A 22303-nucleotide genomic window follows, 5' to 3' on the forward strand; every position below is an offset into this window, starting at 1 on the left:
GCAGGAATCCCCGGTCAACCGGGGAAACCTGACGTCTTGGGGCGCTGCAACGCCCGAGAAGGTCCGGAACTGCCCGAAGAGTTGTCGTCTCGCATCGTTTGTCCACAGGCGCCGCGAGCGATGGATTCGTGCTCGAGTGGCCGGGGAAACCAACGCTCATGATGATCCGTGCTGACGATCCCCGGCGGATGCCCATTCGGCTGCGACAGCAGTTGATCGACGAAGGGTTCAACGATCGCGCCATCGCACGGCGCGTCCGTGACGGGATGTGGGCCAGACCGCGTCGCGGCGCGTACGTCGACGGCCCGGCCTGGCGGGCACTGGACGACGTGCAGAAGCACGCCGTCGTTGCACGTGCAGTGCTCCTCACGGCGCGCACCGATGTGGTGCTTTCCCATGCGTCGGCCCTGGGCGAGTACGGCGCGCCCACCTGGAACATCGATCTGTCCATGGTTCACGTCACGCGACTCGACGGTCGTGCTGGACGCAAGGAGGCTGGCGTACGGCAGCACGCGGGGTCGCTCCGGGCCGACGATTGGGAGGTCCGTGGAGGAGTCCCGGTGACGAGTGCGACCCGACTGGCCCTGGACATGACGACGTTGGTCGATGTGGAGACCAGCCTCGTCATCGTCAACCACCTCCTCCATCAGAAGCTCACGGACCCCGCGCGGCTGGAGAGGACACGCGCCTTCATGGACGCCTGGCCGAACACCCTCCACACAGACTTGGTGCTGCGTCTGGCGGACGGGCGGATCGAGTCGGTGGGGGAGAGTCGCTGCTTCCATCTGTGCTGGCGGTACGGACTACCCCGCCCGGAGCCTCAGTACAAGATCCGCGACGCGAATGGCCGCGTGGTCGCGAGGGTGGACTTCGCGTGGCCGGATCTCGGGGTGTTCCTCGAGTTCGACGGGATGGTCAAGTACCGCAAGCTGCTTCGAGACGGCGAGACCGCGTCCGACGTGGTCGTGCGCGAGAAGCTCCGCGAGGAGTTGATCTGCAGGCTGACTGGGTGGAGGTGCATCCGGCTCGTGTGGGCCGATCTGCTTTCCCCGGAGATCACCGCCGCTCGGATCCGCGAGCAGCTCTACCCCATGCCGCTGGCGTCCTGACCGCCGACTCCGCAGCCACTTCCTGACGTTTTGGGGTGTTGCAACGGCCCAAGACGTCAGGAATCCCCGGTTAACCGGGGATTCCGCCCCGAGCCAGCCCTAGAGGCCGGTGGAGCGACAGGGTCGCCGGCGGAGGGCGGCGACGTAGTCATCCGGGGCGTCGGCGGCCTCGGCGGCGTCGGCGAGGACCCCGAGGTACGACGCGGAGGGCAGGCCGCCCTCGTAGGCGTCGAGGACGTAGGTCCAGACCACGATCTCGCCGGCCAGGGTCGAGACGCGGACCTTGGTCTTGCGGTAGAGCCCGAGGTCGGCGGCCTCCCAGCCGTCGAGCTGGGACTCGTCCTCGCGGGTGACGTCGTAGACCGCGACGAAGACCTGGTCGAAGGGGTCCTGGACGATCGTGGACAGGGCGCCGTCCCAGCCGTGCTCCTCGCCGCCGAACGTGAGCCGCCAGCCCTCCAGCCACCCCGTCGTCTGGAGCGGGGAGTGGGGGCAGCGCTCGCCCATCCGGGCGGGATCGAGGTTGGTCCCGTAGGCCGCGTACAGCGTCACGTGACCGAACGTTAGTCCCTGCCTTGGAGCAGGGTGGCCGCAACTCATAGGCTGACGGGCGTGACCCACTTCAACGTTCTCGTCCTTGGTGCCGGCCCCGGTGGATACGTGGCGGCCATCCGCGCAGCCCAGCTCGGCCAGTCCGTGGCCGTGATCGAGGAGAAGTACTGGGGTGGTGTCTGCCTCAACGTCGGGTGCATCCCGTCCAAGGCGCTCCTCAAGAACGCCGAGCTCGCCCACGTCCTGACCCACGAGAAGGACAAGTACGGCATCGAGGGCGACGCGTCCATGTCCTTCGGTCCGACCCACAAGCGGTCGCGAAGCGTGAGCGCCGGCATCGTCAAGGGCGTCCACTTCCTGATGAAGAAGAACAAGATCACCGAGATCGACGGCTGGGGCACGATGCACGGCGCCGTCGACGGCAAGCAGACCGTCGAGGTCCAGGACAAGGACGGCAAGACGACGTCCTACACCTGCGACAACCTGATCGTCGCCGCCGGTGCGAAGGTCCGGATGCTGCCCGGGATGAGCGCCAGCAAGAACGTCGTCACCTACGAGGAGCAGATCCTCGACGAGAACCTCCCCGGCTCGATCATCATCGGCGGCTCCGGCGCGATCGGCGTCGAGTTCGCCTACGTGATGAAGAACTTCGGCGTCGACGTGACGATCGTGGAGTTCCTCGACCGGATGGTCCCCACCGAGGACGCCGACGTGTCCAAGGAGCTCCTCAAGCACTACAAGAAGCTGGGCGTGAAGGTGCTGCTCTCGACCAAGGTCGAGAACGTCGAGGACACCGGCTCCGGCGTCAAGGTCACCGTGAGCAAGGACGGCAAGGAGGAGGTCCTCGAGGCCGACAAGATGCTGGCCGCCTTCGGCTTCGCCCCGCGGGTCGAGGGCTACGGCCTCGACAAGGCCGGCGTCGAGCTCACCGACCGCGGGGCGATCGCGGTGGACGCCCGCGGCCGCACCAACGTCGAGGGCGTCTACGCCATCGGCGACGTCACGGGCAAGATGATGCTGGCCCACGCCGCCGAGGCCATGGGCATCGTCGCGGCCGAGACGATCGCCGGCGCCGAGACGCAGGAGATCAACTTCGACATGATCCCGCGCGCCACCTACTGCCAGCCGCAGATCGGCTCCTTCGGCTACTCCGAGGCCCAGGCCAAGGAGAAGGGGTACGACGTCAAGACCGCGACGTTCCCGTTCTCGGCCAACGGCAAGGCGCAGGGGCTCGGCGACACCGCCGGCTTCGTCAAGATCGTGGCCGACGCGGAGTACAACGAGATCATCGGCGCCCACCTGATCGGCCCCGACGTCACCGAGCTGCTCCCGGCCCTGACGCTGGCGCAGCAGTGGGACCTGACGGCCGACGAGGTGGCGCGCAACATCTTCGCGCACCCGACCCTGGGTGAGTCCGTCAAGGAAGCCATCCACGGCATCGCCGGCCACATGATCAACTTCTGATGGGCCACACCAGCGACGAGCACGTCGTCATCGTCGGCGGCGGCCCGGGCGGCTACGAGTCCGCCCTGGTCGCGGCCCAGCTCGGCGCGCACGTCACGGTCGTCGACACCGACGGGCTCGGCGGCTCGGCGGTCCTCACCGACTGCGTCCCCAGCAAGACCCTGATCGCCACGGCCGAGCTGATGACCGACGTCTCGGCCGCCGCCGAGCTCGGGGTCAACTTCGAGGACCACGAGGGCGACGCGGCCACCACCATCCGCGTCGACCTGGCCCGCGTGAACGCCCGGGTCAAGAAGCTCGCCGCCGACCAGTCCGACGACATCGCCCGGCGTCTCGCCAAGGAAGGTGTCGAGGTCGTCCGGGGCCGCGGCCGCCTCGACGGGCCCGGCCGGGTCATCGCGACGAAGGCCGACGGCACCGAACAGACCCTCGACGCCGACGCGATCCTGGTCGCGACCGGTGCCGCGCCGCGCACCCTGCCCACCGCCCAGCCCGACGGTGAGCGGATCCTGACCTGGGAGCAGGTCTACGACCTCACCGAGGTGCCGACGTCGCTGATCGTGGTCGGCTCGGGTGTCACGGGTGCGGAGTTCGCCAGCGCCTACCTCGCCCTCGGCATCGACGTCACCCTCGTCTCCTCGCGCGACCGCGTGCTGCCTGGCGAGGACGCCGACGCCGCCGCCGTGCTGGAGGAGGTGCTCAAGCGTCGCGGCATGAACGTGCTGTCCAGGTCGCGCATGGAGTCGGTGACCCGCGACGGCGACGTCGTGACGGTCGCCCTGACCGACGGTCGCACCGTCCAGGGGTCGCACTGCATCCTCGCGCTGGGGTCGATCCCCAACACCGCCGACCTCGGCCTCGAGGAGGCGGGCGTCGTCCTCAAGGACGGCGGCTTCGTCAACGTCGACCGCGTGTCCCGTACGTCGGCCCGCGGCGTGTACTCCGCCGGCGACTGCACCGGCGTGCTGATGCTCGCGAGCGTCGCCGCCATGCAGGGCCGGATCGCGATGTGGCACTTCCTCGGCGACACGGTGCACCCGCTGGACCTGAAGAAGGTCTCCTCCAACGTCTTCACCGCCCCCGAGATCGCGACGGTCGGCTGGTCGCAGCAGTCGGTCGACTCCGGCGAGATGGTGGCCGAGGTCGTGATGCTGCCGCTGTCGGGCAACCCGCGCGCCAAGATGCAGGGCGTCCGCGACGGCTTCGTCAAGCTGTTCTGCCGGCCCGGCACCGGCATCGTCGTCGGGGGAGTGGTCGTCGGACCGCGGGCCAGCGAGCTCATCCACCCGGTCTCGATCGCAGTGGCCGAGTCGTTGACGGCCGACCAGCTCGCCCAGGCGTTCACGGTCTACCCGTCGATGAGCGGGTCGGTGGCCGAGGCGGCTCGTCGCCTCCACCACGTCTGAGCCGCGCGCTCAGATCCCGAGGCCGCCGCCGGTCATCCCGGAGATGTTGTTGGAGGCGCGACGCGCGTCGACCTCCGCCATCAGGCCCGGCGGCACGCCCGTGACCGCCACGGAGGCGACCGCAGCGACGAAGAGCCCGCGCTCGTCGGTGGCGGCGTACCACGGCACGTAGCGGTCGCCCACCCGCACGAGGCGGACGTCGGGCTGCTCGCCCGCGCTGAGGCGGTTGGCGTCGAGCCGGCAGACCGCGATCTCGCGCTCGACGCCGTGCGGCGGGGTCCAGGCCACGTCGGTGACGGCGGGGCCGTGCTGGGGGTTGAAGAAGCAGGGCTCGCGTCGCTGCGGCAGCTCGGTGCCGTCGCGGCGGGCGAGCACGCAGGCCCGCGCGAACTGGCCGTCCTCGAGCAACGACGTCACGCGCAGGACGTCCTGGGTCTCGGCCGCCTCGCGCAACGCGACCTTGGCCGCCTCGTAGGCGTCGAGGGCGTCCTGGTAGTCGCGACGCATGTCGTCGTCGAGCTCGGTGGTCAACGTGTCGACGTGCAGCTCGGCGAGCTGTTCGCCGAGGACGGTGACGTCCTCGTCGGCGAGCCTCCGGGCCTGCCGGAACTCCTCCATGATCGCGAGCCGGCGTTCCTTGCGGGCCGAGAGGAACCACACCATGCGTCCATCGTGCCCCATTGCCAAGCAGCCAAACGGCATGGTCGGATCGACGCTCGCGTCCACTCTCGGGGGAGAAAACACATGCTGCGCCGTCGACTCGTCCTGCTCACCACCGCCGTCCTGATGCTCGTCGGGGCGGCGCCGGCACTCGCCGACGACCCGTGGACGGTGCCGAGCCCGGCCACGATCACGATCACCGGCGACGGCAGCGGGCACGGCAAGGGCCTGTCGCAGTACGGCGCCTACGGGGCGGCCCGGGCGCCGTACAACCTCACCGCCCAGCAGATCCTCGACTTCTACTACCCGGGCACGCGCGCCGGCTCGGCCGGCGGCACGATCGCGGTCCTCATCAGCGGCGACCGCGACGGCGACCTGGTCGTCGAGGACCGCGACGGCCTGGCGGTGCGGGCGGTCCGGTCCGGCAAGGTCTTCGCCCTGACCGAGAAGGCCGCGCGGACCTGGCGGGTCAAGCAGACCGGCGCCAAGAGCGTCGTCGCCTACCGCGCGACCGGGACCAGCCCCTGGCACACGGTGCGCACCATCTCCGGCGACGCCGAGCTGACGGCTGGGGGCAAGCCCGTGACGCTCCGCTCGCCGGCCGGCACCCGCGCCTACCGCGGCGCGCTCCGCTCGACCCACCACGACGGCCGCCGGGTGACCGTCAACGTGCTGCCGCTGGAGGCCTACGTGCGCGGGGTGGTGCCCAGCGAGGTGGCCGCCTCGCGCTGGCCGCAGCAGGCGCTCCGGGCCCAGGCGGTCGCGGCCCGCACCTACGCGGCGTACGAACGGGCGCACACGGCCAACCCCGACTACGACCTGTGCGACACCGCGGCCTGCCAGGCCTACGGCGGCGCCACCGCGGAGTACCCCACCTCCGACGCGGCCGTCACCGCCACCGCGCACCGGGTGCTGACCTACCAGGGCGGGCTGGCCTTCGCGCAGTTCTCGGCCAGCAACGGCGGGTACACCGTGGCCGGGCAGTTCCCCTACCTGCCGGCGCAGCCCGACCCCTACGAGGGCACCTCGCCGGACTACTACGGCTGGACCGCGGCCGTCACCGACGCGCAGATCGAGGAGGCCTACAACATCGAGCAGCTGACGAACCTCCAGATCAACACTCGTGACGGCAACGGCCCGCGGGGCGGTCGGGTCGAGACGGTGCTGCTGACCACGGCGAAGGGGGACACCTACTCCGTCACGGGGGAGAGCTTCCGCCGCAACCTCGGGCTCCGCTCGACGCTCGTCGAGATCATCGACGTCCACCCGGGCTGAGAATTACAGATCAGTAGTTCTCCGGGAGGAATTGCGGCTCGCCGGACGGCCGTGGTGCGATTCATTGTTCACACCCGTCCCTGCCGTCACACACGCCACCGGAGCACCCTGATGCGACCCGCCCGCAGCCTCGCGCTGGTGCTCTCCGGCGCTCTCGCCGCCGCGGTGATCGGCGTCCCGGCGCACGCCGGCACGGGCGACACCTGGAAGGTCCCGGCCCAGGCCTGGATCACGATCAAGGGGCACGGCTACGGGCACGGCCACGGCATGTCGCAGTACGGCGCCGAGGGGGCCGCGCGGCAGGGCCTGGGCTACGCGAAGATCGTCGAGTTCTACTACCCCGGCACCGACTGGGGGCAGGCGACCGGCCGGGTCACCGTGCTGCTCACCGGCGCCACCGGCAACACCCTCGAGGTGTTGGCGCGGCCGGGCCTGACCATCAAGGACGCCGCCACCGGCGACCGCACGCCCCTGCCCGCCAACGGGGCGAGCCGCTGGCGCATCGCGACGGCCCCGAACGGCGACAACCGCGTCTCCTACAAGACCACCCGGTGGCACGGCTACGCCGACCTCCAGGGCGCCGGCGAGTTCTACGCCGGGGGCGACCCGATCAGCCTGGTCACGCCCGACGGCACCCGCGCCTACCGCGGCCGGCTCCGGGCCGCCATCCCCACGCCCGGCTCGCCCGAGCGCGACATCGTCAACGACCTGACCCTGGAGAGCTACATCAAGGGTGTGGTGCCCCAGGAGATCCCGGCGTCGTGGAGCACCGAGGCCGTCCGGGCCCAGGCCGTCGCCGCCCGGACCTATGCGGCCTACGAGCGCGAGCACCCGCACGGGTCGACGTACCAGCTCTGCGACACCTACGCCTGCCAGGTCTACGGCGGGTACGACGCGGAGTACCCCGCCTCCAACAAGGCCGTCGACGACACCCGCGACAAGGTCCTGACCGCCGACGGCGAGCCGGCGTTCACGCAGTTCGGCTCCAGCAGCGGCGGCTGGACCTCGGCCGGCTCGGTGTCCTACCTGCCCGCCCGCCAGGACCCCTACGACGGCTGGTCGGGCAACCCGGTCCACACCTGGAGCGTGAAGGTCCAGGACGACCTGATCGAGCGGACCTGGCCGGCGATCGGCAACCTGACGAAGATCGTCGTGACCCGGCGTGACGGCAACGGCGACTGGGGCGGCCGGATCGTCTCGATCACCCTGGTCGGCTCGTCCGGCCGGGTGACCGTCTCCGGCGACACGTTCCGCGCCGAGCTCGGCCTGCGCTCGACCTGGGTGACGTTCCGGGTGGCGCCGCGCACCGCCGCACGCCCCGAGAGCCGGGCCGACTACGCGGTCGACCGGCTGGCGGCCTCGCGCGACTGACGGGACTCAGGCCAGCACGAGCACCAGGTCGCCGCCGTCGACGGCCTGGGTGCCGGGCAGCGCGAGCCGCTCGACCTTCCCGGCGATCGGCGCGGTGATGGAGGCCTCCATCTTCATCGCCTCGATGGTGGCGACGGTGTCGCCCGCGGCGACCTGGTCGCCCTCGGCGACCACGATCGTCACGACGCCCTGGAACGGCGCGGCCACCTGGCCGGGCTTGGAGGTGTCGGCCTTCTCCGCGGCCGCCACCTCCGAGGCGACGCTGCGGTCGCGCACGCTGACCGGCCGGAGCTGGCCGTTGATGGTGGCCATGACCGTGCGGAAGCCGCGCTCGTCGGGGTCGCTGATGGCCTGCACGCCGAGGATGAGGGTCTTGCCCTCGTCGATCTCGACCTCGTGCTCCTCGCCCTGCTGCAGCCCGTAGAGGTAGTCCATGGTGGGCAGCACCGAGACGTCGCCGTAGGTCTCGCGGGCCTCGTTGAAGTCCCGCGTCGGGCCGGGGAACAACAGCTCGTTCAACGTACGACGGCGGGGGCTGCTGCCGCCCGCGAGCCGTTCGGCCTGGTCGGCGGTGAGGTCGGCGGCGGGCGCCTTCCAGGTGCGGCCCTCGAGCGCCTTGGTGCGGAACGGCTCCGGCCAGCCACCCGGCGGGTCGCCGAGCTCGCCGTTGAGGAAGCCGATGACCGAGTCGGGGATGTCGAACTTGCCGGGGTTGTCGGCGAACTCCGCCGGGTCGGCGCCGACCGCCACGAGGTGCAGGGCCAGGTCGCCCACGACCTTGGAGGAGGGGGTCACCTTCACGACGTTGCCGAGTATGTCGTTGGCCGCGGCGTACATGTCCTCGATCTGCTCGAACTTCTCGCCCAGGCCCAGCGCGATCGCCTGCTGGCGCAGGTTGGAGAGCTGGCCGCCGGGGATCTCGTGGGTGTAGACCCGGCCGGTCGGCGACGGCAGTCCGGACTCGAACGGCGCGTAGACCCGGCGGGTGGCCTCCCAGTAGGGCTCCAGCGCGCAGACCGCCTCCAGGGACAGGCCGGTCTCGCGGTCGGAGTGGTCGGTTGCGGAGACCAGCGCCGAGAGCGGCGGCTGGGAGGTGGTGCCGGCCATCGACGCGCTGGCCGCGTCGACCGCGTCGACCCCGGCGTCGATCGCGGCGAGCAGGGTCGCGAGCTGACCGCCGGGGGTGTCGTGGGTGTGCAGGTGCACGGGCAGGTCGAACTCCGAGCGCAGTGCGGTGACCAGCGTCCGCGCGGCCGGCACCCGCAGCAGGCCGGCCATGTCCTTGATCGCCAGCACGTGCGCGCCGGCGTCGACGATCCGCTCGGCCAGCCGCAGGTAGTAGTCGAGCGTGTAGAGCTTCTCGCCCGGGTCGGACAGGTCGCCGGTGTAGCAGAGCGCGACCTCCGCGACCGTGGTGCCGGTGGCGCGCACCGCCTCGATCGCCGGGCGCATCTGCTCGACGTCGTTGAGGGCGTCGAAGACCCGGAAGACGTCGATGCCGGTCGCGGCGGCCTCCTCGACGAAGGCCTCCGTCACCGCCGTCGGGTACGGCGTGTAGCCGACCGTGTTGCGTCCGCGCAGCAGCATCTGGAGGCAGATGTTCGGCACGGTCTGCCGCAGCGCGGCCAGCCGCTCCCACGGGTCCTCGGACAGGAAGCGCAGCGCCACGTCGTACGTCGCCCCGCCCCAGGCCTCGACCGACCAGAGCTCGGGCGTGGTGCGGGCGACGTGACCCGCGACCGAGAGCAGGTCGCGGGTGCGGACCCGCGTGGCGAGCAGGGACTGGTGGGCGTCGCGGAAGGTCGTGTCGGTGACCGCGACCCGGTCCTGGGCACGCAGCCGTCGGGCGAACTCCTCGGGACCGACCTCGAGCAGCAGCTGCCGCGACCCGTCGGGGGCCGGCACGTCGAGGTTGGTCGGGGGCAGCTTGGTGACCGGGTCGATGCTGACCGGCGCCGGGCCGTGCGGCTGGTTGACCGTGACGTCGGCGAGGTAGTTGAGCAGCTTGCTGCCGCGGTCGCCCTTGCCGCGGGCGTTCATCAGCTGCGGGTGCGTCTCGATGAACGAGGTGGTGACGTTGCCGGCCGCGAAGTCGGGATCCTCGAGCACCGCCTGAAGGAACGCGATGTTGGTGGAGACACCCCGGATCCGGAACTCCGCCACCGCCCGGCGGGCCTTCTCCACGGCCTTCTCGAACGTCCGGCCGCGACAGGTCAGCTTGGCCAGCATCGAGTCGAAGTGGGCCGAGACCTCCGCGCCGGTGTAGACGGTGCCGCCGTCGACGCGGACGCCGCCGCCGCCGGGGGAGCGGTAAGTCGTGATCTTGCCGGTGTCGGGGCGGAAGTTGTTGGCCGGGTCCTCGGTGGTGATCCGGCACTGCAGGGCCGCGCCGCGCAGCGTCACGGTGTCCTGGGAGAGCCCGAGGTCGGCGAGCGTCTCGCCCGAGGCGATCCGCAGCTGCGACTGGACGAGGTCGACGTCGGTGACCTCCTCGGTCACGGTGTGCTCGACCTGGATGCGGGGGTTCATCTCGATGAAGACGTAGTTGCCGTCGGGGTCGAGCAGGAACTCCACGGTGCCGGCGTTGCGGTAGCCGATCTCGCGCGCGAACCGCACCGCGTCGGCGCACATCCGGTCGCGGAGCTCCGGGTCGAGGTTGGGCGCCGGGGCGATCTCGACGACCTTCTGGTGGCGCCGCTGCACGGAGCAGTCGCGCTCGAAGAGGTGGATGACGTTGTCCTCGCCGTCGGCGAGGATCTGCACCTCGATGTGGCGGGGGTCGACCACGGCCTGCTCGATGAAGACGGTCGCGTCGCCGAAGGCGCCCTCGCCTTCGCGCATGCAGGTCTCGACCGCCTCGCGCAGGTCCTTCGGGTCGTCCACGCGCCGCATGCCACGGCCACCACCACCGGCGACGGCCTTCACGAAGAGCGGGTAGGGCAGCTCGTTCGCGGCCTCCACCAGGGCGTCCACGTCGGTCGACGGCTCGACGCTGGCCAGGGTCGGTACGCCGGCGGCCTTGGCCGCCGCGATCGCGCGGGCCTTGTTGCCGGTGAGCTCGAGCACGTCGCTGGTCGGGCCCACGAACGTGATCCCGGCGTTGGCGCATGCCTCGGCGAGCGCGGGGTTCTCCGACAGGAAGCCGTAGCCGGGGTAGACCGCGTCGGCACCGGCCCGCACCGCGACCGCGACGATCGCCTCGGGATCGAGGTAGGCCCGCACCGGGTGGCCGCGCTCGCCGATCTCGTAGGCCTCGTCGGCCTTGAGCCGGTGCTCGGACCACCGGTCCTCGTGCGGGAAGACCGCCACGGTCCGCGCGCCGACCTCGTAGGCAGCGCGGAAGGCACGGATCGCGATCTCGCCGCGGTTGGCCACGAGCACCTTGGTGAACATGCGCACGAGGCTAGCGACGTACCTGCCGGTAGGGGACGGCGTACGCTCCTGCGAGACACCGGGAGGGGTGTCGATCCACGGGAGGAAGAAACACCGATGCTGCGCCGCGCCCTGTCCGCACTGGTCCTGCTCGCCGTCTGTGCCCTGTACGCCGCCCCCGCGGGCGGTGCCCAGGCCGCCGAGCCCGACCCGATCGACTACGTCGCGCTGGGCGACTCCTACAGCGCCGGCCCGCTGATCCGGCTGACCCGGCAGGACCCGGTCGGCTGCTTCCGCTCCACCAACAACTACCCGGCCTACCTCGCAGGCTTCCTCGGCGTCGCGACCTACCGCGACATGACCTGCTCCGGCGCCCGCACCGACGACTTCTTCACCCGCCAGGGCGTCCTGCTCGGCGACGCGCCCGCCCCGCAGCTGAGCGCCCTGTCGGCCGACACCGACCTCGTCACGATCGGCATCGGCGGCAACGACCACGGGCTGTTCGGCTCGATGATCTCCACCTGCCAGCAGGTGCGGCACCTCGACCCGACCGGCAGCCCCTGCCGCAAGCACTTCACCACCCGGGACGGGGTCGACACCAAGCTGCGCGACGCCCGCGACATCGAGCGGCTCGTCGCCCACGCGCTGATCGCCGTCCACCGGGCGGCCCCGAACGCCGCGGTGTACGTCGTCGGCTACCCGCGGCTGCTCCCGCTCACCGGCACCTGTGACGAGGTGCCCTTCGCCACCGGTGACTACGCCTGGGGCCGTCGCATCGAGTGGCTGCTCAACAAGTCGCTGCAGCAGGCCGCGGCCGACCACCGGGCGACCTACGTCAACCTCTACCCGGCCACCCGCGGCCACGACGCCTGCGGCACCGACGCGTGGATCAACGGCAGCGTCGCCAAGCTGAACGTGGCCCTGGACTTCCACCCCTTCCAGGTGGGGGAGCGCGAGATGGGCCGGGCCGTCTTCCGGTCGATCACCGGCCAGGTCACCCCCGACGTCGCCGGCGACGCGGCGCCGCCGGCGGGCTCGGTGGTGCTCAACCCGGTGACGCCATGAGCGGGCGGGCGATCCTGCTGGCCGCGGGCGTGCTCGCCGCCGGAGCGCTCCTCCCCGTCGGCACCGCGACGGCGGCGACGGCGACCTGCGACGGGCTGACGGCCACGATCGTCGGGTCCGGCGGGCCGGACATGATCGTCGGCACGGAGGGCGACGACGTGATCGCCGGCCTCGCCGGGGGAGACGTCATCGACGGCCTGGGCGGCGACGACGTGATCTGCGGTGACGACGGCGCCGACCAGCTGCGCGGCGGCCCCGGGGCCGACCGGCTCCTCGGCGGCCTGGAGGACTCCGACCCCGACGAGCACCTGGGGGGCGACGCGCTCTTCGGCGGGCCCGGCAACGACCACCTCGACCCGGGCTACGACTCCTCGGACCACCCGGACCGGGACAGCCTCCGCTTCGGCGACGCGCCCCGCGGGGTCACCTTCGACCTCGGCGACGGCGTCACCGGCACGGCCACGGGCCTCGGCCACGACACCCTCGTGCTGACCGGCAGCCCGCTCGTCGTCGGGTCCCCGCACGCGGACACGTTCCAGGGCTCGCCGGGACGGGACCGGATCCACGCGGCGGGCGGCTCCGACGTCATCTACGCGGGCGCCGGCGACGACGACATCCACCCCGACCGGGGGACCAGCGACCAGCGCTCCGCCGACGTCGTGCAGACCGGCGCGGGATCGGACATCGTCACCGCGTGGTCGGGCCACGACCGGGTGCTGCTGGGCAGCGGGAACGACCAGTACACCACCTACGGTGCCGCCGGCGTCCGGGTGCGGGGCCAGCGCGGCAACGACTACCTCCTCCTCACGATGGCCCGCGGCGTCCTCGCCCGGGGCGACCGGGGCACCGACTCGTTGGTCCTCCTGACGGCCAACCCCGACGGGTCGCGGCGCACGGTGGTCGTCGACGCCGCGTCGGGGCCCGTGGCGGGCTTCGAGCACTACGACCTCGGGAGGAACGCCCACTGGGACTTCCGGGGGACCTCTGGGCCTGACGACGTGCGGGTCTTCGACACTCCGCTCACCGCGCACACCCTCGGCGGCGACGACTACCTCGAGGGCGGGTCCGAGGCCGACCTGCTCGACGGCGGGGCCGGCCACGACCGGGCCGTGGGTGGGCGGGGGCGCGACACCTGCATCGCCGTCGAGCGACGTACGTCGTGTGAAGTCGTGCGCTGAGCCCTCCGGGCCGTAGGATCTGCCGGCTCGGCCGCTCCGGCCGGCACCATTCCCGGGAGAACTCCATGCTCAACCGCGCCCTCGCGCTCGCCCTCGTCACCCCGGTCGTCGTCCTGGCGGGCACGGCCGCGCAGGCCGCGACCACGCCGACCTGCCACGGGCACGCCGCGACCATCGTCGGCACCTCGGGTGCCGACCGGATCGTCGGCACCGACGGCCCCGACGTGATCGTCGGCCTCGACGGCAACGACCGGATCGTCGGCGGCCTCGGCGACGACATCGTCTGCGGCGGCGTGGGCGCCGACCTGCTCAAGGGCGGCGAGGGCGACGACGCGCTCTACGGCGGCCTCGACCTGCGCCGGAAGGCCAAGGAGGGCTACACGATCGTCAGGGGCGACCTCGTCGACGGCGGTCGTGGCGACGACCTGCTGGCTCCCGGAGCCGGTGCCCGGACGGGGCTGCTGGCGTTCATGCGTCCGAACGCGGTCACCTTCAAGCACGCGGCGGGCGCGGTCCACGTCGACCTCGCGGCGGGCACGGCCACGGGGGCCGGCGACGACACGATCCTGGTCGACGGTCCGCTCGGCGTCCTCGGATCGGCGTACGACGACGTGCTGCTCGGCTCGGCACGCCCCGACTTCCTCATGGGCGGCAAGGGCGACGACACGGTCTCGGGTCGTGGCAGCAGCGACGTGCTGCTCGACGGCGGCGGTCGGGGCGACGACTCCCTCGCCGGCGGCCGGGGCGTGGACGTGGCCTTCGGGTTCGCGGGCGACGACGTCGTCACCGGTGGGCCGGGCGGCGACGTCCTCGCTCCCTCGTCAGGCTCGGGATCGATCGTCACCGGGGGCGCCGGTGCCGACCAGGTCCTCCTGCCCGCGGGGCTGGGCGCGCCGAGCCTCCTGGACGGTGGCGCCGGGCGCAACCTCCTCGAGGTCATCTCGGTGTCGTTCGGCGACAAGCGCCCGGTCGTCACGACCGACTTCGGGTCCCAGACCGTCAGCGTCGTCGGCACGGACCACGACGGCGTCACCCGCGCCGCGGGCTTCGGCGGCGCGCAGCTCCTGGGCCGGGCGCGCTGGAACTACGTGGGCACCGACCTCCCCGACCTGCTGTTGGCCCAGGGTGGTCCCCTCAATGCCCGCACGCTCGGCGGCGACGACGAGGTGTACTCCGACCGCTTCGACGACGTGATCGACGCCGGTGACGGCACCGACCGGGTCGAGGGTGGCGGCGGCACGGACACCTGCCTGAACTACGAGCAGGGCAGCTGCCCGGCCAAGGCCGACCCGGGCCACTTCCGGACTGCGACGCGCGCCTCGAGCGCCCTCACCGGCGGGGTGTTCGGGATGGTCCCGCAGGTGCGGCATCTGCTGGCGGCCCGTCACCTCGGCTGACGCGGAACTGCGCGACCAGGTCGGGCAGGGCCGCCTCGGCCAGGTCGACCGCGACGCCCTCGGGGACGTCGAGCAGCGGCACGGCCTGGTCGCCCCCGGCGGTCGTGGCCACCAGGGAGGTGAGCCCGGCCCGCCGCTGGAACCAGGTCGCCCGGAAGTTCCACCCGATGACGTCCTCGGTCGCCAGCGCGCGGCGGTGCCGGTTGAGGCTGCCGGACTGCGCCACGACGTACCCGTCGACGAGCGTGTGCCCGAGCCCCGCCGCCCGGTCGGCGGCGAGCGGGACGGCCAGCGCCGGCGCCGCCAGGGAGACGATGAGCAGCCACCACGGTGCGTCGGCTGTCGCGACCAGCACGCCGGCCACCGCGACCAGGGCGAGGGCCGGGAGCAGCGCGCGGGAGTAGCGGCGGGTCCGGGCGCGGGGACCGTGGCCCACGAGCGGCGCGTCGATGGGAGCCGTTCGCCCGATCACCTGCCGGGCGACCTCGCGCACGACGTCCCGCGGCGCGGGCGGCACCAGCACGGAGCTGCCCTGCTGCTTGCGGTCGAGACCGGTGACGATCGCGGCGACGCGACCGCCACCGACGGCGCGCAGACCGAGCGGCTCGCACACGCTGACGCCGGCGACCCGCTCGTCGTCGAGGCTGGTCTCGCGGGTGGTGAGGAGTCCGCGGCGCAGGTGCCAGGCGCCCGCGGCGTGGCTGAGGGTGAAGCCGTAGTTGGTCACGACGTAGCCGCCCACCGACAGCAGCGAGACGAGCACGACGAAGACGACGATCCCGAGGGGGAGCGCCACCCAGGGGGAGAGACGCGACGTCGTGTCGACGACGCCACCGAGGTTGATCCGGTCCCAGCCGCCCAGGGCGTTGACGCCCTGGCTGGTCGCGCCGATCGCGGCAGCGGCGATGACCAGGCCCGAGCTCGTGAACGGTGCGAACCGCAGCCACGACGGGTCGAAGCGCACCACCACCCGCTCCTGCGGAGCCTCGGGCGCCGCCGTGTCCGTGCCGGGAGCGACGTGGAGGAGCGCCAGCCGCAGGTCGCGGGCCCGCCCGATCGGCAGCCCGTCGAGGTCGAGCCGGTCGTCCTCGTCGGTCGAGGACGTGCCCGTGCCGATCCGCACGGTCGTCAGGCCCAGCACGCGGTGGATGGGGGAGGAGGTGAGGTCGACGGTGCGGACCCGGTCGAGCCGGGTGGAGAGCACGTGCCGGTTGAGGAGACCGCGGCGCAGCTCGACCCGGCCCGCGGTGATCCGGAAGCTCGTCGTCAGGTAGCGCAGCACGCCGAGCCCGACCGGCACGCCGACGCCGACCACGTGCCAGGGCGCGTCGCCGCCACCGGCGGCCGTGCCGGCGACGAAGATGCCGATCAGCACCGGCAGGAAGCGGACCAGCTCGCGGATGGGGTGCACCAGGAGCATCCGCGGGTCCAGCCGCTGCCAGTGGTCGTCGCGGGCGAGCTCGTCGCTCACGGGGCGCTCACGTCGCGTCGCCCGCGACCGCGTCGGCCTTGAGCGTCAGCTCGTCGACCAGCGTCCGTGCCCGCAGCCGGTCCAGCCCGGCGATCTCGAGCGCGCCCTTGGAGGAGGCCGTCGTCACCGTCACGCTGGCCAGCCCGAACAGCCGCGCGATCGCACCCTCGGCATAGTCGACGGTCTGGATCCGCGACATCGGCGCGATCCGCCGCTCGCGCGCCCACCAGCCGGTCTGGGTGTAGACCGCGGTGTCGGTGACCTCCCAGCGGTGGACGCGGTAGCGCCACGCGGGCACGACGCCGACGTACGTCGCCAGCACGGCCACGAGCACGGCGAGCTGCCACCAGCGCAGGTCGAACCAGCCCCACCACGTGCCGGCGCTGACGACCAGGAACAGGACCAGTGCGCTCTGGAGGCCGGCCCCCAGCAACCACATGAGCCGGGCCTTCGGGCTGACCCGTTGGCCCGGCTCACGCAGGTTCGACTCCGTCATGCACCGGAGCCTAGAGACCTAGTCCTTGAGCTCGCAGATGACCGCGCCGTTGGTGACGGTGGCGCCGACCTCGGCCTGGAGGCCGGTGACGGTGCCGGCCTTGTGGGCCTTGAGGGGCTGCTCCATCTTCATGGCCTCCATGACCACGATGACGTCGCCCTCGGCGACCTGCTGGCCCTCCTCGACGGCGATCTTGACGATCGTGCCCTGCATCGGGCTGGTCACGGAGTCACCGGAGGCTGCGGCACCGGACTTCTTGCCGCCGGCGCGCTTGGGCTTCTTGGCCCCACCGCCGCCGCCACCGCCGGTGGAGATGCCACCGAGTCCTGCGGGGAGGACGACCTCGAGGCGCCGGCCGCCGACCTCGACGACCACCTTGTGGCGCTCGCCGGGCTCGTCGGCCTCGGCCGTGTCGCCGGCGTAGGGCTCGATCTGGTTGTCGAAGTCGGTCTCGATCCACTGGGTGTAGACGGTGAACTCGCCCTCGCCGGTGGGGGTGGAGGCGCCGACGTAGGCCGGGTCGCGGGTGACCGCGCGGTGGAACGGGATGACGGTGGGCATGCCGTCGACGACGAACTCGTCCAGGGCGCGGCGGGAGCGCTCGAGGGCCTGGGTGCGGTCGCGGCCGGTGACGATGAGCTTGGCGATCAGGGAGTCGAATGAGCCGGGGATGGTCTCGCCCTGGTCGTAGCCGCCGTCGAGGCGGACGCCCGGGCCGGCGGGGGCGTGCCAGCGGGTCAGGGTGCCGGGGGCGGGCATGAAGTTGCGGCCGCCGTCCTCGGCGTTGATGCGGAACTCGATGGAGTGGCCGCGGATCTCGGGGTCGCCGTAGCCGAGCTCCTCGCCGGCCGCGACCCGGAACATCTCGCGGACCAGGTCGATGCCGGTGACCTCCTCGGAGACGCAGTGCTCGACCTGGAGGCGGGTGTTGACCTCGAGGAAGGAGATGGTGCCGTCCTGGGCGACCAGGAACTCGCACGTGCCGGCGCCGTAGTAGCCGGCCTCGCGCAGGATGCGCTTGGAGGACTCGTAGAGCTCGGTGACCTGCGCGTCGGTGAGGAACGGCGCGGGCGCCTCCTCGACGAGCTTCTGGTTGCGGCGCTGCAGCGAGCAGTCGCGGGTGGAGACGACCACGACGTTGCCGTGCTGGTCGGCCAGGCACTGGGTCTCGACGTGGCGGGGCTTGTCGAGGAACTTCTCTACCAGGCACTCGCCGCGGCCGAACGCCGTGACGGCCTCGCGGACCGCGGACTCGTAGGCGTCGGGGATCTCCTCGAGGGTGCGGGCGACCTTGAGGCCGCGGCCGCCGCCGCCGAAGACGGCCTTGATGGCGACCGGAAGGCCGTTCTCCTTGGCGAACGCGACGACCTCGTCGGCGTCCTTGACCGGGTCCTTGGTGCCCGGGGCGAGCGGGGCGTTGGCCTTGTCGGCGATATGCTTGGCCTTGGCCTTGTCGCCGAGCGCCTCGATGGCGGCCGGCGGCGGGCCGATCCAGATCAGCCCGGCGTCCATGACGGCCTGGGCGAAGTCGGCGTTCTCGGCGAGGAAGCCGTAGCCCGGGTGGACCGAGTCGGCGCCGGACTTCTCGGCGACCGCGATGATCTTGGCGATGTCGAGGTAGGACTCGGCGGGCGTCGCGCCGCCCAGGGAGTACGCCTCGTCGGCGAGGCGGACGAAGAGCGCATCGCGGTCGGGATCGGCGTAGACCGCCACGCTCCCGATGCCTGCGTCCTTGCAGGCCCTGATCACGCGTACGGCGATCTCGCCACGGTTGGCGATGAGGACCTTCTGCAGCGGCTTGCTCTCCGGCACCTGACACTCCTGCCCTGAAGGATCTACACGGAATGGACTCCGCGGGGCAGGGTATCGCCACCCCGGACCGGGGTGGCGCCAGGTCTCATCTCCTCACTCGACCCAGACCCACGCAGTGGGTCGTGCGACGAGGTCGCGGTCGGGATAGGTGCCGGTGGCGACGCAGCCGCCGGCCGCCCCGCAGGACAGCGTGTCGACCAGCACCTCGTGCCGCGGGTCCGCGTCGTGGGGCAGCGCAAGCCTGGCCCGCTGCCACGCTCCGCCGGCCCGCGTCCACAGGTGCGACTCGTTGGCCCCGGACTCCGACGACGCCGCCCCGCGGGCCGAGCACTGGCCCGGCCCGCAGGCGAGGCCGAGGACCACCTGGTCGGCCGGGGTCGGACCGAAGGGGGCGACCAGGTGCCAGGCGCCGCCCGAGAAGCTCCAGAGCAGCGCCATCAGGCCGAGGTGGTCCCCGCCGTTGACGTGGTAGGTGTACGTGCCGGCCGCGACGCACGCCCCGCCGGTCGAGCAGGCCAGCCCGACGGGAGTGACGGCGGGGTTCGACGCCGCGTCCGCCGGCAGGCCGGCCCGCTCGGCCGACCAGGTGCCGTGCCGGAGGGTCCAGAGCGCGCCCTGCAGGTTGCCGCCGGTGTCGACGTAGCGGCCCACGGCGGCGCAGGATCCGGCGTCCGGGCAGTCCACCTGGTCGACGGCGGGGTGCGACCCCGACGCCGCGTCCGGCGACACCGGGAGGTCGACCGGGGTCCACGAGCCTGCGGCGAGCTGCTGCACGACGTAGCGGGCGCCCTGGGTCGTGTCGAGCACGAGGGTGCCCAGGCAGGTCCCGCCGCCGCAGGTGGCGCGCTCGGCCCGGTTGACCCGCCACCGCCCCTGCTGGTCCTTCGCGTCCGCGGGCAGGACGGCCTCGGTCACGCCCCAGCCGGCGTCGGTGAGGGTCCACAACGCCCCGACCTCGCCGGCGGTGCCGGCGAAGTAGTGGCCCAGTGCGACGCAGGTGCCCGAGCCGCCGCACGCGAGCGACCCGATCGTGGGGGACAGGCCGCTGGACGCGTCCGCCGGCAGCGGGGCGCTGGTCGCGGTCCACTGTCCCGCGGTGCGGGACCACAGCACCGATCCGCCCGATCCCGACGTCGAGTAGGTGCCGACCGCCGCGCACGTCGACCCGCCGCAGGCGACCTGGTCGACGTTGACGAAACCGCTGACCGCGTCGGGCGGCACCGGCAGGTGCTGCGCCGTCCAGGCGCCGTCGGCCAGGGTCCAGACGAGGTTGCGGTCGTTCCGGTCGGCACCGCCGACGTGCGAGGTGTACGACGCGAACGCCGCGCACACGCCGGAGGACCCGCACGAGATCCCCTCGGGCCGTGGTGCCGGGTCGTCGGCCGCATCGGCGGGCAGCGGTGCCCGGATCGCCGACCAGTGGAGTCCGGAGAGCCGCCACAGCACGGCCTGGTCGTCGCCCGTCTTCGCGGTGTAGAACGCCACGCCCGCACACCGGTCGGCGCGCCAGCAGTCCATGGCGACCCGGCCGGGCCGCGGGTCGGGGCCGGCGTTGGACGGGAGCGGGAGCGAGGTCAGTGCCCACCCGGCGTACAGGAAACGGTCGGCGGCCGTGTCCGGGGACCGTCCGCCGCCCGTCACGACACGGACGTCGACCGTGCCGGCGACGTGGGCGGGCGCGGTCACGACGAGCCGGGTCGGCGAGGTGACCCTGAGCGCCCGTCCGGCCGTGCCGCCGAACAGGACCTTGGTGACGCCGACGAAGTGCTGGCCGGTGACGGTCACGCGGGTGCCGCCCGCGGCCGGGCCGGAGGCCACCGACAGGTGGGTGACCGCGGGACGCGGGGTGGACGCCGCCGAGCCCGGGATGCCGAGCGCGGTGAGGAGGAGCGCCAGCACGAGCGCGACCGGACCGCTCACACGGCGGGACGCAGGCGCCATCTCCACCTCCGGCCGTCGCGGCGGCGCCCGGGCGGCGACGCACCGTCGACGGTGCCACCCGGGCTGCGGGACTGTCATGCCCAGAATTGGGCCGACCTCACACGTAGTGGTTGTCGTGCTCCTCCAGGAACGCCTGGAGCTCCTCGTGGCTCGGCTTCCAGCGGCCCTCCGAGAAGGCGACGAGACCCTCGAAGTACGCCTCGCGGGGCGCACCCGGCGCGAACAGGATGAGCAGCGACGCCGGCTCGCCCGACTCGTTGCGGAAGCCGTGCAGCCCGCCCTCGGGGACGTAGTCGAAGTCGCCGGGGTGCGCGTCGACCCACTGTCTCCCGTCGTAGAGCCGGACCACGCCCGAGAGGACGAAGAAGGACTCGCTGATGGTCCGGTGGAAGTGCGGGTTGGCGCCGGCCGGCTCCGGACCCATGTCCCAGCGGTAGAGGCCGAAGCGTCCGTGGGTGGTCGCGCCGGTGGCGAGGTAGCTCGCGGCGCCTCCCGGGCGTGGCAGCTCGGGGGCGGTGTCGGCCGGCCGGAAGCGTGAGGTCACCTCGCCGCCGCTGCCGAGGTAGACGGGGTCGGGATAGGACATGCAGCGACGTTAGGACCGCGGGGCCGCCTGCTCAACGGGTTTGCCCCCGGGGTTCAGGCAGGTGCCACCCGGGTGTCTCCCGCGATTCACCACGGGGGAGCAGGTTCGTGGCATGCGCCTGACCCGGACCCTCGTCGTGCTCCCCCTCCTCGCCCTCGCCGCGGTGGCCGCCCCCGCCGGCGCCGTCCCCGCCGATCCGAGCGCGGGCAGCGGCTCGGGCGACGCGGCGTACTCCTTCGCGGTGATCGGCGACGTGCCGTACGGCGACGCCCAGACCGCGGCGTTCCCGCGCTGGATCCAGCAGATCAACCGCGACCCGGCGGTCCGCTCGGTCGTCCACCTCGGCGACATCAAGAACGGCTCGACCGTCTGCAGCGACGACTACTTCGCGCTGATCCGCTCGGACTTCGACACGTTCGAGGACCCGCTCGTCTACACGCCGGGCGACAACGAGTGGACCGACTGCCACCGCGTCAACAACGGCGCCTACAACCCGCTCGAGCGGCTCGCGAAGGTCCGCGCGGTCTTCTTCGACCACCCCGGCCGCACGCTCGGCCGGGAGACGTTCCCGGTGACCTCGCAGGCCGACCGCGGCTTCCCGGAGAACGTCCGCTACCGCCGCGCCGGGCTGACCTTCCTCACCGCCAACGTGACCGGCAGCAACAACGGGCTGCAGCCGTGGTCGGGCCTCGGCAACACCGAGCCGACGCCCGAGCAGCGGCAGGCGGTGAAGGACCGCACGGCCGCCGACATCGACGAGCTGCACCAGGCGTTCGCGACCGCGCGGGCCCGCCACGACCGCGGCGTCGTGGTGATGCAGCAGGCGGACATGTTCGACCCGACCTACACGCCGACCGCCAACGACATCAGCGCCTTCCGCCCGTGGGTGCAGGCGCTCGTCGACGAGGCCGCGGCCTTCCCGGGTCCGGTCTACCTGCTCGACGGCGACAGCCACGCCTACAACACCGACCGGCCGCTGGCGACCGGCTCGTCCTGGCTCTCGACGTACGACGTGCACGGCGCGGCCGACAACCTGACCCGGGTGACCGTCGACGGCTCGAGCAACAACACCGACTACCTGCGGGTGACGGTGGGGGCGCCGGGCAAGCCGCTGCTGAGCTGGGAGCGGGTCCCCTACACCTCCTGAG

At 72.5% G+C, this 22303-nt stretch carries 17 protein-coding genes; 9 read left to right on the top strand and 8 right to left on the bottom strand.

Annotated features, from left to right (window positions below):
* Positions 1 to 128: 128 nt before the first annotated feature.
* Positions 129 to 1109: a hypothetical protein gene (locus tag EJF31_RS21185; protein WP_125039166.1), complete on the top strand. Its 981-nt coding sequence runs from the start codon at positions 129 to 131 to the stop codon at positions 1107 to 1109.
* Positions 1110 to 1208: 99 nt separating this feature from the next.
* On the opposite strand, the gene EJF31_RS21190 is transcribed toward EJF31_RS21185, so the two are convergent.
* Positions 1209 to 1661 carry a gamma-glutamylcyclotransferase gene (locus EJF31_RS21190; protein ID WP_125039167.1) on the bottom strand — a complete coding sequence of 151 codons (453 nt, stop codon included), beginning with the start codon at positions 1659 to 1661 and terminating at the stop codon, positions 1209 to 1211.
* Positions 1662 to 1721: 60 nt separating this feature from the next.
* Here EJF31_RS21190 and lpdA point away from each other — a divergent pair, with 60 nt between their 5' ends.
* Together lpdA and EJF31_RS21200 are read left to right on the top strand one after the other, a co-directional pair.
* Positions 1722 to 3125, top strand: a complete 1404-nt coding sequence (lpdA, locus tag EJF31_RS21195; RefSeq protein ID WP_125039168.1) for a dihydrolipoyl dehydrogenase — start codon at positions 1722 to 1724, stop codon at positions 3123 to 3125.
* Positions 3125 to 4531 carry an NAD(P)H-quinone dehydrogenase gene (locus tag EJF31_RS21200; RefSeq protein ID WP_125039169.1) on the top strand — a complete coding sequence of 469 codons (1407 nt, stop codon included), beginning with the start codon at positions 3125 to 3127 and terminating at the stop codon, positions 4529 to 4531. The genes lpdA and EJF31_RS21200 overlap by 1 nt, the downstream gene beginning before the upstream one ends.
* 9 nt (positions 4532 to 4540) lie before the next feature.
* Here EJF31_RS21200 and EJF31_RS21205 read toward each other — a convergent pair whose 3' ends face one another.
* Entirely contained in the window at positions 4541 to 5194 is a 654-nt protein-coding gene (locus EJF31_RS21205; protein WP_125039170.1) for a hypothetical protein, read from the bottom strand.
* An 81-nt stretch (positions 5195 to 5275) separates the two neighbouring features.
* Here EJF31_RS21205 and EJF31_RS21210 point away from each other — a divergent pair, with 81 nt between their 5' ends.
* Positions 5276 to 6466, top strand: a complete 1191-nt coding sequence (locus tag EJF31_RS21210; RefSeq protein ID WP_125039171.1) for a SpoIID/LytB domain-containing protein — start codon at positions 5276 to 5278, stop codon at positions 6464 to 6466.
* Between the two features lie 111 nt (positions 6467 to 6577).
* Positions 6578 to 7837 (top strand): SpoIID/LytB domain-containing protein, encoded by a 1260-nt coding sequence (locus EJF31_RS21215; RefSeq protein ID WP_125039172.1) that lies wholly within the window; start codon positions 6578 to 6580, stop codon positions 7835 to 7837.
* Between the two features lie 6 nt (positions 7838 to 7843).
* Here the strand turns inward: EJF31_RS21215 and EJF31_RS21220 are convergent, their stop codons facing one another.
* Entirely contained in the window at positions 7844 to 11230 is a 3387-nt protein-coding gene (locus tag EJF31_RS21220) for a pyruvate carboxylase (RefSeq protein ID WP_125039173.1), read from the bottom strand.
* 96 nt (positions 11231 to 11326) lie between these two features.
* On the opposite strand from EJF31_RS21220, the gene EJF31_RS21225 reads away from it, so the two are divergent.
* The 3 genes from EJF31_RS21225 to EJF31_RS21235 all read left to right on the top strand — a co-directional run bounded on the left by EJF31_RS21225 (position 11327) and on the right by EJF31_RS21235 (position 14849).
* Complete coding sequence (locus EJF31_RS21225) at positions 11327 to 12274, top strand: SGNH/GDSL hydrolase family protein (RefSeq protein WP_221767690.1); 948 nt, start codon at positions 11327 to 11329, stop codon at positions 12272 to 12274.
* On the top strand, positions 12271 to 13452 hold the full coding sequence (locus EJF31_RS21230; RefSeq protein ID WP_125039174.1) for a calcium-binding protein: 1182 nt from the start codon (positions 12271 to 12273) through the stop codon (positions 13450 to 13452). The genes EJF31_RS21225 and EJF31_RS21230 overlap by 4 nt, the downstream gene beginning before the upstream one ends.
* 65 nt (positions 13453 to 13517) lie before the next feature.
* Positions 13518 to 14849, top strand: coding sequence for a calcium-binding protein (locus tag EJF31_RS21235; protein ID WP_125039175.1), 1332 nt, complete (start codon positions 13518 to 13520; stop codon positions 14847 to 14849).
* Here the strand turns inward: EJF31_RS21235 and EJF31_RS21240 are convergent.
* The 5 genes from EJF31_RS21240 to EJF31_RS21260 all read right to left on the bottom strand — a co-directional run bounded on the left by EJF31_RS21240 (position 14782) and on the right by EJF31_RS21260 (position 21155).
* The gene (locus tag EJF31_RS21240; RefSeq protein ID WP_125039176.1) at positions 14782 to 16320 is read right to left on the bottom strand and encodes a PH domain-containing protein; all 1539 of its coding nucleotides are present in this window, start codon (positions 16318 to 16320) and stop codon (positions 14782 to 14784) included. The genes EJF31_RS21235 and EJF31_RS21240 overlap by 68 nt on opposite strands.
* Positions 16321 to 16327: 7 nt before the next feature.
* On the bottom strand, positions 16328 to 16816 hold the full coding sequence (locus tag EJF31_RS21245) for a PH domain-containing protein (RefSeq protein WP_125039177.1): 489 nt from the start codon (positions 16814 to 16816) through the stop codon (positions 16328 to 16330).
* An 18-nt stretch (positions 16817 to 16834) separates the two neighbouring features.
* Positions 16835 to 18628, bottom strand: coding sequence for a biotin carboxylase N-terminal domain-containing protein (locus EJF31_RS21250; RefSeq protein ID WP_125039178.1), 1794 nt, complete (start codon positions 18626 to 18628; stop codon positions 16835 to 16837).
* Between the two features lie 93 nt (positions 18629 to 18721).
* On the bottom strand, positions 18722 to 20569 hold the full coding sequence (locus tag EJF31_RS21255; RefSeq protein WP_185736377.1) for an IPT/TIG domain-containing protein: 1848 nt from the start codon (positions 20567 to 20569) through the stop codon (positions 18722 to 18724).
* A 97-nt stretch (positions 20570 to 20666) separates the two neighbouring features.
* Positions 20667 to 21155, bottom strand: a complete 489-nt coding sequence (locus EJF31_RS21260; RefSeq protein WP_125039180.1) for a cupin domain-containing protein — start codon at positions 21153 to 21155, stop codon at positions 20667 to 20669.
* Positions 21156 to 21267: 112 nt separating this feature from the next.
* On the opposite strand from EJF31_RS21260, the gene EJF31_RS21265 reads away from it, so the two are divergent.
* Positions 21268 to 22302 carry a metallophosphoesterase family protein gene (locus EJF31_RS21265; RefSeq protein ID WP_125039181.1) on the top strand — a complete coding sequence of 345 codons (1035 nt, stop codon included), beginning with the start codon at positions 21268 to 21270 and terminating at the stop codon, positions 22300 to 22302.
* Position 22303: the final 1 nt, after the last annotated feature.

Source organism: Nocardioides sp. LS1, from assembly GCF_003865225.1.
GTDB classification, from domain to species: Bacteria; Actinomycetota; Actinomycetes; order Propionibacteriales; family Nocardioidaceae; genus Nocardioides; species Nocardioides ginsengisegetis.